The 13,395-nt window shown below is 55.6% G+C and carries 11 protein-coding genes; 4 read left to right on the forward strand and 7 right to left on the reverse strand.

From position 1 onward, the window contains the following. Positions 1 to 80: 80 nt before the first annotated feature. Complete coding sequence (gene gap, locus Pla52o_RS13035; protein WP_146595033.1) at positions 81 to 1,076, forward strand: type I glyceraldehyde-3-phosphate dehydrogenase; 996 nt, start codon at positions 81 to 83, stop codon at positions 1,074 to 1,076. Between the two features lie 164 nt (positions 1,077 to 1,240). On the opposite strand, the gene Pla52o_RS13040 is transcribed toward gap, so the two are convergent. Continuing rightward, complete coding sequence (locus Pla52o_RS13040; RefSeq protein ID WP_146595034.1) at positions 1,241 to 3,253, reverse strand: ATP-dependent helicase; 2,013 nt, start codon at positions 3,251 to 3,253, stop codon at positions 1,241 to 1,243. A gap of 137 nt (positions 3,254 to 3,390) precedes the next feature. Next, positions 3,391 to 4,023 (reverse strand): hypothetical protein, encoded by a 633-nt coding sequence (locus tag Pla52o_RS13045; protein ID WP_231612300.1) that lies wholly within the window; start codon positions 4,021 to 4,023, stop codon positions 3,391 to 3,393. 242 nt (positions 4,024 to 4,265) lie between these two features. On the opposite strand from Pla52o_RS13045, the gene Pla52o_RS13050 reads away from it, so the two are divergent. Genes Pla52o_RS13050 through tyrS form a run of 3 tightly spaced genes read left to right on the forward strand, consistent with a single transcriptional unit; the run spans position 4,266 to position 7,489 of the window. Next, positions 4,266 to 5,462: a Gfo/Idh/MocA family protein gene (locus Pla52o_RS13050; RefSeq protein WP_231612301.1), complete on the forward strand. Its 1,197-nt coding sequence runs from the start codon at positions 4,266 to 4,268 to the stop codon at positions 5,460 to 5,462. 4 nt (positions 5,463 to 5,466) lie between these two features. Beyond that, positions 5,467 to 6,180 carry a 2-C-methyl-D-erythritol 4-phosphate cytidylyltransferase gene (gene ispD / locus Pla52o_RS13055; RefSeq protein WP_146595035.1) on the forward strand — a complete coding sequence of 238 codons (714 nt, stop codon included), beginning with the start codon at positions 5,467 to 5,469 and terminating at the stop codon, positions 6,178 to 6,180. A 25-nt stretch (positions 6,181 to 6,205) separates the two neighbouring features. Continuing rightward, positions 6,206 to 7,489, forward strand: coding sequence for a tyrosine--tRNA ligase (gene tyrS, locus Pla52o_RS13060; protein WP_146595036.1), 1,284 nt, complete (start codon positions 6,206 to 6,208; stop codon positions 7,487 to 7,489). Between the two features lie 68 nt (positions 7,490 to 7,557). On the opposite strand, the gene Pla52o_RS13065 is transcribed toward tyrS, so the two are convergent. The 5 genes from Pla52o_RS13065 to Pla52o_RS13085 form a co-directional block, all read right to left on the reverse strand. Continuing rightward, complete coding sequence (locus tag Pla52o_RS13065; protein ID WP_197169212.1) at positions 7,558 to 8,886, reverse strand: hypothetical protein; 1,329 nt, start codon at positions 8,884 to 8,886, stop codon at positions 7,558 to 7,560. 86 nt (positions 8,887 to 8,972) lie between these two features. Continuing rightward, positions 8,973 to 9,413, reverse strand: coding sequence for a hypothetical protein (locus Pla52o_RS13070; protein WP_146595038.1), 441 nt, complete (start codon positions 9,411 to 9,413; stop codon positions 8,973 to 8,975). 9 nt (positions 9,414 to 9,422) lie between these two features. After that, positions 9,423 to 10,430: a PIN/TRAM domain-containing protein gene (locus Pla52o_RS13075; protein WP_146595039.1), complete on the reverse strand. Its 1,008-nt coding sequence runs from the start codon at positions 10,428 to 10,430 to the stop codon at positions 9,423 to 9,425. Between the two features lie 999 nt (positions 10,431 to 11,429). Continuing rightward, complete coding sequence (locus tag Pla52o_RS13080) at positions 11,430 to 13,136, reverse strand: Na(+)/H(+) antiporter subunit D (protein ID WP_231612302.1); 1,707 nt, start codon at positions 13,134 to 13,136, stop codon at positions 11,430 to 11,432. Next, a complete protein-coding gene (locus Pla52o_RS13085; protein ID WP_146595041.1) occupies positions 13,126 to 13,392 on the reverse strand; it encodes a hypothetical protein in 267 nt (88 codons plus the stop codon). The genes Pla52o_RS13080 and Pla52o_RS13085 overlap by 11 nt, the downstream gene beginning before the upstream one ends. Between the last annotated feature and the right edge of the window lie 3 nt (positions 13,393 to 13,395).

Genomic DNA, 13,395 nt, shown 5'->3' on the forward strand with positions numbered 1-13,395 from the left:
AGCTTACCGTAACAGACGGTTTATTCGACGCCAGCCAGTGATCCTGGTTAGGCTCCATCAACTTGAGGAGAAATAGGACAGTGGCAATACGAGTTGGAATTAACGGCTTCGGTCGAATCGGACGTATGGTTTTTCGTGCTTCAGTGACTCGCGATGATATCGAAGTCGTAGGCATCAATGACCTTCTCGACGTTGATTACTTGGCATACATGCTGAAGTACGACTCGGTCCACGGTCCCTTCGACGGCGAAGTCTCGACTGAAAACGGAATGCTTGTCGTCAACGGCAAGAAGATCCGCATCACCGCCGAAACCAATCCGGCGAACTTGAAGTGGGGCGAAGTCAACGCCGACGTCGTTGTAGAATCGACCGGAATCTTCTTGACCTCCGAGTCGGCACAAGGCCACATCGATGCAGGTGCCAAGAAGGTAGTCATGTCGGCTCCATCCAAAGACGACACCAAGATGTTCGTCATGGGCGTCAACGACGACAGCTACGCTGGAGAACAATTTGTCTCCAACGCTTCGTGCACCACCAACTGCTTGGCTCCGATCGCCAAGGTGCTCAACGACAGCTTCGGTATCAAGCGTGGATTGATGACCACCGTTCACGCTGCAACCGCAACCCAGAAAACCGTCGACGGACCTTCGGCTAAAGATTGGCGTGGTGGTCGCGGTATCCTCGAAAACATCATTCCTTCGAGCACCGGTGCTGCCAAGGCCGTTGGCAAGGTTATCCCTGAGCTCAACGGCAAGTTGACCGGGATGGCTTTCCGCGTTCCTACTTCGGACGTTTCGGTTGTCGACTTGACCGTCGAACTCGAAAAGGAAGCTTCCTACGAAGACATCTGCAATGCGATGAAAGCCGCAGCCGATGGCCCGATGAAGGGCATCCTCGGTTACACCGATGACAAAGTGGTTTCCACTGACTTCCGTGGCGAAACTCGCACTTCCGTATTCGACGCCGACGCGGGCATCCAACTCGATAAGACCTTCGTTAAAGTTGTCTCGTGGTACGACAACGAGTGGGGTTACTCGAACAAGGTCCTCGACCTCGTTGCTAAGATCTCGAAGTAAAACTTTTGCAGATCGCTAAACAAACAAAAAGGCTCGATGCATCACGCTTCGGGCCTTTTTTTGCGGCGGTGTGGGATCGGCGTTTAACCTGTCATAACATCCCTCGCCAAACAGGATGCCTGTCCCCCTAAACATGACGTCGGAGACGTCGGGCGACATTGACGTTAGCGTAGTGCCGAAGCGGGGCGTGGCTTGCGATACTTATTCGGGTTGGCGGCTTTGCCGGTGATCTCGTACAAAAATTGACTTGGGATCGTCGGCCGCGGCTTTCCCCATTTGCGGCGAGTCAGCGCCATCGACAAGGTCAACGTCTCTTGAGCTCGCGTGATCCCGACGTAACACAACCGGCGTTCTTCGGCGATATCTTCCTCACGGCCGCTTTTGACACTGCGGCTATGAGGCAAAATCCCCTCTTCCAAACCGACCATAAAGACCACCGGAAACTCGAGTCCCTTGGCCGCGTGGAGCGTTAAAAGCCAAACGGAATTCTTCAGCGCCATCTTGTCCTTTTCGTTCCCCATCTCACGTCCGGCTAGCGCCGTTTCAGCGAGGAACCCGGTCAGATCGGCCTCTGGCGTTTTGTCTTGAAAGGCAGCGATCGCATTGGTCAAATCCCCAATCGATGCCATCCGAGCATCCCGCTCTTCGGGGTTGTCGTACAAGCGAGTAATCTCGTCGGCATAGGCCGTTCGCTCAAGCAGCGTACGGACCGCATCGGTAAGCGAATCGTTCTTGGCACGCAAGCGAACGTCTTCGGCCATTTGGCCCAACTCGACAATCCCCCGCCGCGCGCTGGGGGACAAGTCTTGGATCGCCGCGTTGTCCTGCATCACTTGCCACACCGGGACTCCACGTTCGACCGCTCGCTTGACCAGCAATTGAACCGTTTTGTTGCTCAAGCCACGCGCGGGTGTATTGATCACACGCAGTAGCGAAATCTCATCGTCCGGCTGCTCGATCCATTTCAAATAGGCAATCAGGTCACGAATTTCACGCCGATCAAAAAACGATTGGCTCCCCATCATCACATAGGGAACGTCATGCTTGCGAAGCTCGGTTTCAAACAATCGCGGCTGCTCGTTGGTACGAAACAGGATCGCAATGTCACGCGGTTGGATGTGTTGGTTGTCGATCATGTTCTTAATTTCGCGCACGACCAACTCGGCTTCGGCCGTTTCGTCTTTGTGCTGCAAAATTCGAGGTCGACGCCCATCGGGACGACTGGGCACCAATACTTTGTCGTGGCGCACCGTGTTGTACTGGATCAACGTGTTGGCCATCCCCAAGATCGCCCCAGTACTGCGATAGTTGTCTTCGAGGCAGACCACTTTTGCTTCAGGCCAATCTTTGGTGAAGTTCAAAATGTGCGTGACATCCGCTCCACGCCAGGCATAGATCGATTGATCATCGTCACCCACGACGCAGAAATTACGGTGCACCTGGGTCAGTGCCCGCGTAATACGATATTGGCTGCCGTTGGTGTCTTGGTATTCATCAACGAGCACGTGATCAAACTTCGATGCTTCCTCTTCCCGAATCGCATCGTGCTCAAGAAACAGCGATTCGGTTTGCAGCAACAAATCGTCAAAATCCATTGCTCCCCGGGCCCGCAACGCATTTTGGTAGCGGCGATACCCCGAGGCCGCAAAGTGCTCTTTGTCGGTCGATGCGATCGACATCGCCTCTTCGGGATGAATCGACTGGTTTTTCCAGCCGCCAATGATCGACAACATGTCACCCGGCTTCAGCGCGGTGCCCGAGAGACGCAATTCACGCAGAATATTGCGGGCGATCGACTCTTGGTCGCTGCGATCGTAGATCGAAAACTTGTCGGGATAGCCGAGCGCCTTGGCGTGCCGGCGCAAAATCCGTACACACAACGAGTGGAAGGTGCTAATCGTCGGCTTCGGCTCTTGCGACTCGCCCTTGCGAGGTTTGCGTTTTGTCTTGGTCCCGATCAACTCGCCGATCCGCTCTTGCATCTCGCCGGCCGCTTTATTGGTAAACGTCATCGCGAGAATGCGATCCGGCGGCGTCCCGTTGCGGATCAAATTAGCGATCCGGAACGTCACCACCCGCGTTTTGCCGGTTCCAGCACCTGCCAGCACCAGCATGGGCCCAGACAACGTTTCGACTGCGGCAGCCTGAGCCGGGTTAAGTCCGTGGCTCACATTCATTCCGTTTGATCAAGGTAATAAAGGATTAGCGAATTCAAAAACGAAGCCCACGGCACTCGCCGCGGGCGATTTGTTTCCCATTCGACCCGCTCGGAGGCGAACACCAACGGCTGCAGAAAAAAGCTCCATAGAGCGTTTTAGCGAAGCGCGTCCCGGTCGACGAGTGGGTTGGCGGTTCCGGTGGCGATCAGCACCATTGGCCCCATTTGAGGCTGGTTGTTATTGACCAATTGGCGATTGAAGGGGATTCCGTAGCAAGCGTAGTTGCCGGTCGCCGTATCCAGCACGTAAACCACCGAAGGGGCTGCGGGGCGATTGCTGGCACGAGGGAAATCAGCCGTACCGGTGACCAACATGTAGGATCCTCCCTTCCCTCCGCTGGCGAGTGCCTCCGCCACATTGGCGGTAAAACTAGCCATGAATCGGCCCGCACGCGGATAAATCACCGAGCATTGAAGCAGGCCGGAATTGTGATCGAGCACGAACAACCCTTCGGCATCTTCGCTGACCGGACCGGTCGCCATCGAGAATTTTTCACTGGTGACCGCAGCGGTCGCATCAATGGTTGGAAAGGTTATCGAAGGCTGCGACGAGGATTGCCCGGCAAAATAAGCGGCGACCGCCACGCTACAGAACGAGACGACCAACAAAGCCATGCTCCGATAAACTTTTCCGGTACAGCATTGAGTGGAGGGTGCCGCCCCAACCGTGCGAGGATGATCGATGGGATTCGACTCCGAAAAGTCCATGTTCGCGTTTTGATCGGACATCGTATTTTGGCTCCAGCGACGTGACGTTGAACGGCGTTTAACGAGATTGGGTGGCTTCCAGGGAATTGTACGCGTTGACAATCGACTTTACGATTGCCTTCTCAGTGATTTCGGCACAGATTGAGTTCGGCACAGATTCTTCTGCCCGCCTGCTCCTGACCCGCGTCTAGTTTACAGTATGGGACGTGATCACGACCTACCGTAAATGGCACCCCCCCGTTTAATTCAAGGACAATCCACCCATGGGCATCAATTCTCCGTTAAATCGCAAACTTCGCATGGGGCTTGTCGGTGGCGGCCAGGGTTCCTTCATTGGACGCGTTCACTCGATCGCCGCCTGCCTTGACAATCGGGCCGTGGTCACCGCCGGGGCGCTCTCGAGCAATCCCGAACGCAGCAAGGCCTCGGCTCCCGATTACGACATCGATCCCGCGCGAGCCTATGGTAGTTACCAAGAGATGCTCGATGCGGAAGCGAAATTGCCCGAGGGCGAGCGAATCGATTTCGTCAGCGTGACGACTCCCAACCACACCCACTTTGAAATCGCCAAAGCCGCCGTCGAAGCGGGCTTTCACGTCGTCTGCGACAAACCGATGACGTTCGACTTGGCACAGGCCGAATCGCTGTTGGAATCCGTCCAAAAGAGCAACGTGGTGTTTGCGGTCACGCATAACTACACCGGCTACCCGCTGATTCGCCAAGCACGCGAGATGATCCTGGGTGGTGAATTGGGCGAAATCAACGCGATCCGCTCCCAATACATCCAAGGCTGGCTGCGCACCTCGCTCGAAGCAGAAGACCAAAAACAAGCCGCTTGGCGAACCGACCCCAGCAAGAGTGGTGCGGCGGGTGCGTTCGGCGACATTGCGACTCACGCCTATAACCTCGGACGCTACATGACCGGGCTGTTGCCCGATTCGGTTAGTTGTTCGCTGAAATCGTTCGTCGAAGGTCGACGGTTGGACGATTATGGCACTGCCGTCATTCGCTACGAGAACGGTGGGCTCGGTACGGTCACCGCGTCGCAAATTAGCCATGGCCGAGAAAACGATTTCGAAATCGAGATCGATGGAACCAAAGGCTCACTGCGATGGCGTCAGGAAAACCCCAACGAGATGATCGTTCGACGCAACGGCAGCCCGCATCAAATCTACACGCGTGATCCAGGCGGATCGCACATGAACGGCTCGGGTGCTGCGGCGTGCCGCTTACCTGCGGGTCATCCCGAAGCGTTCTTTGAAGCGTTCGCCAACATCTACGCTGCGGTATTCGATGCAATTGCTAAACGCGCCGAAGGCGGCCCCGTCGAGAAACGCGACACCATCTACCCGAACGTTTTTGATGGCGTCGAAGGCATGTACTTCATCCAACAATGCGTCGAAAGCAATATACAGAACTCCGCTTGGTTGCCACTGAAGCACGAAGCCGCGCGACGCTAATAGCATGAACGATCCTCACCCAACCGAATTGGCGGCCGGCTGCATCGCCGCCATCTTGCCTGCGGCCGGCAGCGGCCAGCGGTTTGGTAGCGATCGCAATAAACTTTTCGCCATGCTGCGCGGCAAACCGATCTGGTTTCATGCCGCATCGCGGTTAGCCGCTCGCCCCGAAGTGGGCCGCATGGTGATGTCGATTTCGGAACAGGACGAAGCCGATTTTCGCGGCCCGTTTGCCGAACTCGTCACTGAACTACGAATCGAACTGGTGCGTGGCGGTGACCAGCGTAGCGACAGCGTTCGCGCGGGATTGGATGCCGTGGCCAATGACAAGTCGATCGAATTCATCGCGATCCATGATGCCGCTCGGCCCCTGGTTCGCGATGCCGATTTGGCGGCCGTGTTTACCAAGGCCGCCGAGACCGGAGCCGCGATCTTGGCGGCGCCCGTCACGGCCACGCTGAAACGCAAACTCGACGATGGCAACGCGTCGCGGACGGTCGACCGCAGCGAACTTTACAGCGCCCTGACGCCTCAAGTCTTTCGCCTCGACGTGCTGCGCCGCGCCTACGATCGAGACCGCGGACGCCCCGCGACCGACGATGCTCAATTGGTCGAGCGCATCGGGCATCCCGTGGCGCTGGTTCACGGTTCCGCCGACAACTTAAAAATAACCCATCCCGAAGACCTGCGGATTGCCGAAGCTATTCTGGCCCGCTGAAACACCTTACTCGCTCAAATCCATTATGACTGCAACGAACCTAATCGAAGAACTTCGCTGGCGCGGCCTGATCCATCAAACGACCGACGAAGTCGAACTGGGCAAACTGCTGCAATCGGGCCCGCAAACGATCTACATCGGCTTTGACCCCACCGCCTCGAGCTTGCACGTGGGACACCTGATGCAGGTGATGATGCTGCGTCGATTCCAACGCGCCGGCCATCGACCGATCGCATTGGTCGGCGGGGCGACCGGGATGATTGGTGACCCCAGCGGCAAGAGCGAAGAACGCAACCTGTTGACCGCCGAACAACTGCAAGCCAACGTCGACGGGGTGGCTGAACAGATGAAACAATTCCTCAACTTCAGTGGCGATCAGGGCGCCCTGCTGCTGAACAACTTCGAGTGGATGAAGTCCTACTCGTACCTCGAATTCTTGCGTGACGTCGGCAAGAATTTCCCAGTCGGTGCGATGATGGGCAAAGAATCAGTCCGCTCGCGACTCGATAGCGAAGCGGGACTTAGCTACACCGAGTTCAGCTACATGTTGTTGCAAGCGTATGACTTCGTGCAACTCTCACGCGAACACGGCTGTAAGATCCAGGCGGGCGGCAGCGACCAATGGGGCAACATCACCGCCGGCATCGACCTCGGTCGCCGGATGCTCGGACAGCAACTCTTTGGTTTGACCGCACCATTGTTGACGACCAGCGATGGACGCAAGATGGGCAAGACCGAAAAGGGAGCGATTTGGTTGGACCCGCAGCGCACCAGCCCCTACGAGTTCTTTCAATACTGGGTCAATGTCGAAGACGCCGACGTGATGCGCTGTATCGCTTACTTGACCGAGATCGAGCGAGAAGAGTACGACGAGCTAGCGGCTCAAACCGAAGCCGACGCGGGCAAGCGGGTCGCCCAAAAACGACTCGCTACCTGGATGACCGAACTGGTTCACGGCGAACAAGGACTTGAGTCCGCCGAGCGTGCAACGAAAATTTTGTTCGGCGGTGAAATTGAAAAAGCGTCCGACGCACAACTCAGCCAAATCTTTGCCGACGTCCCCAGCACCGAAGCACAGCGCAGTGTCTTAGGCGGCGAAGGATGGTGGATCGTCGAAGCGTTGCAAGCGTCTGGACTAACCTCCAGCAGCAGTGACGCGCGACGTGCGATCAAAGAGGGCAGTGTCTATCTAAACAATCGCCGCGTGTCCGACATGAACCATCGACTAAGCGAAGTCGACTTGGCCAGCGAGACGGTCACGGTGCTGCGACGTGGAAAACGTAAGTACGCTTTGATCCGCTTCACTTAAGCTGCGGTACGCGAGCCTGCCAATAAGCGGGTGGACCGAAAAAGGGCGGCCCCCAACGGGGACGCCCGTTACTTATCCGTTGAAAATTGGCGATTGAACAAATCGGGATCAAACGGATTACTGATTTCGGGGAGCCGCTCGGGCTTGGTGGCGACCGGCGGTTTGCTCGCCGACACATCCAAGTCAACGGTATCCGGATCGTCATTCGGCGAGTTCAGCATCTTCGGGCTGGGCACTCCGTCGAACTCCGCTCGTGCAGCGGCGTCCTCGGGAACCGAAAACTGGCCCAATGGAACCACCTCTTTCGGCACCGATTTTGTCGGAGCGACGTTCGCATGCACCGATTCAATCCATCTTTGGATCGTTGCCGCAGTCGCGTGGCGCCGGGCATCGTTCCCCGCGGATTCGTCACCGTGCGGCGTTTGTGCTTTGATCAAAAACTCGCTGGAAAGAGGCGAGCCAATGTCGACGAACGGAAGTGCGGCCTTCAAATTATCTTGCGTCATGCGAGCTGACGGCCGGGAACCGACCGACGGTGCGATCAATTGCCACTTGCGATCGGTATCGTGCGCATGACATTGTCCACAACGATTGATCAGTAGCGGTTGGACGAATCTTGCAAAATCACGAATTCGATCCGCCGACGCCAACGTCGTCGAGACCCACTCTTGAGACGAAACGCGACTGGCGTTACCGTCCGGTTCGGTCGCCGCTACTTCAACCACCTTGGTCGCCTCGGCAGCGCGTCGCAAACGTTGCTCGATTCGTTTCGCTTCGGGATGATCTGGCGCGATCTCGTAGATCATGATCAATTCTTGGGCTGCTAGATCGTATAAATCGTAGCGCAGGCACCACCGTGCATCTTCTAAGCGAGCTGCCAGCGAGCCATTGCCACGATGATCGATTCGGTAGCGGTACAGGTCGCGAATCGAACCTGCCCAACAAGCCACGTCTTGGCGCGAGAGCTGGACTTCGGACAAGTCATCTCGCTTGACGATGACCCAATGCCCCAGCTGGGTCGCTTCACCAAACAGCACATTTCCGTTGTTCAGTAAAACACAGGGTTGTGATTCGAATCCCGATCTCTCCGCGGCGGCCAATGGCCTCGAAGCAGGCAGTGACTTTTGAGTCGACGACCGCGAGTCGATGTCGCTCGATGCCACGCTGCGGGACTCCAATTCACTAGGAGCCCGAACCTCGCGAGGAACTTCGTCCTCGCTCGACGCGACCGATCCCACCGTCGCTTGGCTTTCGGCGGCGAAGTTGGTTCGCGCAGTAACGATCCTCAGCAGCGGTGACTGCTCGATTGGTTCGTCGCTGCTAGCAAATGGAATGCTCCCCATCAGGGCCAGCAAACTGGTCGCGAGCGCTCGTCGTTTCGGAAATCCGTTCCACATGACCGTTGAATTACCAATTCGGCGGCCTCCGAGTCAATTGGATTCTTTCCAATCTCGAAATTCGATTCGCTTCACGACCTATGCAATTAGAGATCCCTTGACCGATACTCGATCGGCATACGGAACTTGACCCAGCCTGGGAAGACCACGCGGGTCACTGCGGGTCGGCCAATGGCCATTTTGATTCGCTGAGAAAACAAGCGATTGTCCAGGCGGATCTTGTCAAATTCGCTCCACGGCACAAACAAGGGTGGGTGACCGGGTCGAAACGGAAAAAAAACCGAGATGCGAAGTCCTCGTGAATCCGCGATAAAATTTAAGCTCGAGTGATATTGGATCGCCCCGATCCGGGCGGAACGCATCCGAGCGGAATCCCGATCATCGCCCGAACCATCGCCTGGCTTGGCTAAATAACGATGCGACAACATCCACCAACCGCTTGCCCAACTTAGCACGAGACACACACCGCACCACAGCAACGGAATGGAAGCGAGCAATGCGACACGATACCCCACTTCAGACATCATGCGACTCGATCATCGCCCTTCGACCTTGCCAAAAATCATCTTGCCCGCATTGGTTTGCAATGTACTTGTGACGCGGACATCCAAATCTTGACCTATCTTGTTGCGAGCTCCCTCGATGACCACCATCGTACCGTCGTCGAGATAGCCGATCCCTTGCTCGGGGCCCTCACCAGCCTTGATGACTTTGATGTGAAAGGTTTCATCAGGCAAGAATACGGGGCGCAACGAATTGCTGATCTCGTTCAAGTTGATCACGGGAACATTGTGCAACTTGGCCACCTTGTTCAGATTAAAGTCTCCGGTAACGACTTTGCCATCAAGATGTTTGGCAAGCAAGACTAACTTGAGATCAACGGTTTGTCCCGCGAGTTCAGGAAGTTCGCGATCAAAGATCATCAAATCCACGTTTTCGTCGGCGCGCATCCGATTGAGCACATCGAGCCCGCGTCGGCCTCGGGTGCGGCGAAGTTTGTCGCTGCTATCGGCGATCGCCTGCAACTCCGTCAAGGCAAATCGCGGCATGATGAGTTGATTGTCAAACACTCCCGTGCCAACCAAATCAGCGATCCGACCATCGATCACCACGCTGGTGTCCAACACCAAAGGCTTGAATCCTTTAACTTCGCGAACAAATTCGACATAAGGAATCAGGAAGCGGAAATCGTCCTTGGTCTGAAGCAAGACGCTGGTACAGATGTAACACAACAACAATCCGATCACCAATTGCAAGCCACGCCCATTGAACGATTGATCCAAAAGCGGGGCGATCGCGATCCAGAGGATATAGGTCAACAGAACTCCGATTAGCACTCCGAAGTAGAGCGCCGAAATCGTATCAATTCGTTTTCGTGGTGCATAAATATCGCCGATGACGACCACCGTAGCGAGCGTCATGATGCCAGCAAAAATCAGCCATGGAACCGATGTCGCAGTATCACTCGAAAGTGATGTATTGATGATTGCAGACACACCTCCGGCACAAAGCAGGAAAACACATCGGAGAATAATCAGAGCCATGGGATGGATCGTGGGTTGAAAGTCGGAGCTGAAAACGCAAATAAATGGACGTAACCGTATGCGACGGCGCTTTTCTCGGTCAAATTTGGCCGCTCGACCGATCGATTTCGGTCGTTCAAGATGGAATACAATTCTCTAGTTTAGGTCGAGCGAAGGATCATCCCCAAGGGGATGTGGCAAAGTGAACTCAAGTGCAGCACGAAGCCTCGGAAAATCGCTACATTCGATACGCTTCGAGACCCCCGAAGGTTTGCCACCGCGTAACACCTCGCCTCTAAACCTCGGTCATTCTGGTGACCGAAGCTAGACTCGAAAACGACCCTTCCCATCGATAAACCCTTATGCCGAAGCAAAGGGCGGATCACCACCCCTTGATGCACCTCCACGACGACTCGAGCATTTTTAGATAGGTCGTCCGGCCGGTTCCTACCGGCCAGCTTGCGATTGCCCGGTGGGCACCGGCCCTACATCCCACATCTATTTTTAATACGCTTGAGGTCACTGCACGTAATGTCACCGCAGGTAGCGAGGAAGTGGGTGATGGGTTTAGCCACTACCCCCCTTTGTACGTCTTCACCGGCACTGATGTCCGCGACCAGCCATTCCCTATCGTCGTCGTTTGCCACCCATCGACACTGAACACACTCTCACTTTTCACAATCGGTCATTTCGAGATTGTGGACGGAAGCCCTCACACAATCGAGCGACTCGAGACTCACCCACCCACGGCCCAAATCGGCGATTCACGCTTCCGGGACTGTACTGCAACGATGTTAGACCTCAACCCGCCTGTTTTGAGGGTATCGCGTTCTTCATAACCCGATGTGTAAGCGAGGGAATGTCACACTTGACTTGGTCCCTCGCTAACGCATCTAGTTATGATTGGCTGGAAAAACCGGCAATATCGCACCTTCAAAGCCTGCCTGCGCCGCAGCGCGCCTACGTGTCGGTGTCCTTGCGCATCGGTGTCCCAGTCGGGCGCTGACGCTTCCTGGGACCTTACAAGTAATAAAGCACGAGACAGATCGCCAATAGGATCGTTGCCCAGAATGTCATCGTACTCGTCGTCCAGGTTCGCCCCAGCACACCCCGATCATTGAAGGTCTGGTTCGCCGAAGAAATGCAACCCTTCAAAATCGTCCGACCGTCGTTACGAATCGCCTGATCCACCGCCCCTCCTACCGTTTTGAGGGCGGAAACGAAACGCGGCAATGCGCGACGATACACCCAATCGGTATCCAAGTTCGTAGCCCGCTGTTCCGCCGGGTAGAGCCCCGACTTCATCAAAAACACAAACGCCAAAGCGGCGAACATTAACAATTGCAACTGGGTCACGACGTGCGTGACGGTGTAGGGGTGATAATCGATCTCGGGGTGCGGCAGCATGCGATACAGCACGGGGTAGGCGACTCCGAGTGCGACACAGAAGAACGCCGCGATCGCCATCGCGACCAACATATTCGCCGGAGCTTCCTTGACACGCTTCCCTGAATCGTGGGCAAAGAATGCGAAGAAGGGGATCTTGATTCCCGAGTGCTCCATCACCCCCGCCGACGCAATCAACAGGATAAACCAGACCCAGAACTGATGCGTTTCGGCGGCCGCGCTGATGATCATCGACTTACTGATGAATCCACTCAGCAGCGGGAAGCCCGAAATTGCTCCGGCACCAATGATGCAGAAAAACGTCGTCCACGGCATCGACTTGTGCAGCCCACCGAGCTCGGTCGCTTTGATTGTACCGACGCGAAACAGCACCGCGCCCATCGACATAAACAGCAGCGATTTATAGATGATGTGACAGAACGCGTGAGCCACGGTGCCATTGATGGCAAGCTCCGTCCCAATTCCGATTCCCACTACCATGAAGCCAAGTTGGTTGTTCAAACTGTAGGCCAATACACGCCGCAGATCGTTTTCGATCACGGCAAACACGATCGGGAACAAGGTCATCGCACAGCCGATCCAAATCAGCGGCTCGTAACCGGCGAAGCCGCGGATCAATGAATAGACCGCCAATTTCGTGGTAAACGCACTAAGAAACACCGTCCCCGTGACGGTCGCCTGCGGATACGAATCTTGCAACCAATTGTGCAATAGCGGGAACGCACACTTGATTCCAAAGGCGAACAGAATCAAAAACGCCGACGCACTCAGCGGCTCACCCTCGACGACAAAGGAACCGAAGGCAAGTGATCCCGTTTCGACAAATCGCATGATCGCTCCGGAGAGCAACAGCACGCCTGAGGTGACTTGGATGATCAGATAACGCATCCCGGCTTTGTAGGCACGTTCATTGTCGCTGGCCCAAACGAGGAACACACTCGCCAGCGCGGTCAGTTCCCAATAGACGAACAACGTCAGCAGATCGCCCGCGCAACAAGCCCCGATCGCGGCACCGGCATAGACAATCCCGGCAACATGTTGACGAGTATCCCGCACGTGCAGCGCATAGATCGCCGACACGATCGCGGCAATATGAAACACGATTCCGAACAATCGACTCAGCCGATCGATACGAATCGCTTCGAGCGTCATGCCCAACAGCTCAAATTGACCCAACGTCGTTTCAGGCGTGAACCAAAACACGACCATGCTAATCAGCGATAGCACCAACACACCGATGGCCTGTGCTCGATGTGCCAGAAATGGCAACACCAAGGCGCCGAGGATCATGATCAAGCCGGGCGGAATGTTATCGATCATAATAATCCTCCGGCCGACGAACGATCACTCGCAACAAACGTCCCAAAAACACAATCACGACAAAAGCAATGAATCCAAACCAGGCTTGAAACCCAATCACATTTTCCCACTTGGGAAAGTGCGGGTGGGGGTTCTCGTAAAACAAGTCGGCCAGGACGAGCGCCAAGCAAGCGACGACCAGTCCACCAATCATCCAATGGATGTTACGTGGTTTCTCAAACCAGCTCGGCTCGGTTGTGGGTTTAGGTTCGGTCATCCG

It is taken from the genome of Novipirellula galeiformis (genome assembly GCF_007860095.1).
In the GTDB taxonomy this organism is placed as follows: Bacteria; Planctomycetota; Planctomycetia; order Pirellulales; family Pirellulaceae; genus Novipirellula; species Novipirellula galeiformis.

What these genes read in the sequence shown, in the direction of transcription:
- Pla52o_RS13040 (WP_146595034.1), bottom strand. Translation starts at nt 3,253, where the DNA reads ATGAATGTGAGCCACGGACTTAACCCGGCTCAGGCTGCCGCAGTCGAA.
- Pla52o_RS13045 (WP_231612300.1), bottom strand. Translation starts at nt 4,023, where the DNA reads ATGTCCGATCAAAACGCGAACATGGACTTTTCGGAGTCGAATCCCATC.
- Pla52o_RS13050 (WP_231612301.1), top strand. Translation starts at nt 4,266, where the DNA reads ATGGGCATCAATTCTCCGTTAAATCGCAAACTTCGCATGGGGCTTGTC.
- ispD (WP_146595035.1), top strand. Translation starts at nt 5,467, where the DNA reads ATGAACGATCCTCACCCAACCGAATTGGCGGCCGGCTGCATCGCCGCC.
- tyrS (WP_146595036.1), top strand. Translation starts at nt 6,206, where the DNA reads ATGACTGCAACGAACCTAATCGAAGAACTTCGCTGGCGCGGCCTGATC.
- Pla52o_RS13065 (WP_197169212.1), bottom strand. Translation starts at nt 8,886, where the DNA reads ATGTGGAACGGATTTCCGAAACGACGAGCGCTCGCGACCAGTTTGCTG.
- Pla52o_RS13070 (WP_146595038.1), bottom strand. Translation starts at nt 9,413, where the DNA reads ATGATGTCTGAAGTGGGGTATCGTGTCGCATTGCTCGCTTCCATTCCG.
- Pla52o_RS13075 (WP_146595039.1), bottom strand. Translation starts at nt 10,430, where the DNA reads ATGGCTCTGATTATTCTCCGATGTGTTTTCCTGCTTTGTGCCGGAGGT.
- Pla52o_RS13080 (WP_231612302.1), bottom strand. Translation starts at nt 13,136, where the DNA reads ATGATCGATAACATTCCGCCCGGCTTGATCATGATCCTCGGCGCCTTG.
- Pla52o_RS13085 (WP_146595041.1), bottom strand. Translation starts at nt 13,392, where the DNA reads ATGACCGAACCTAAACCCACAACCGAGCCGAGCTGGTTTGAGAAACCA.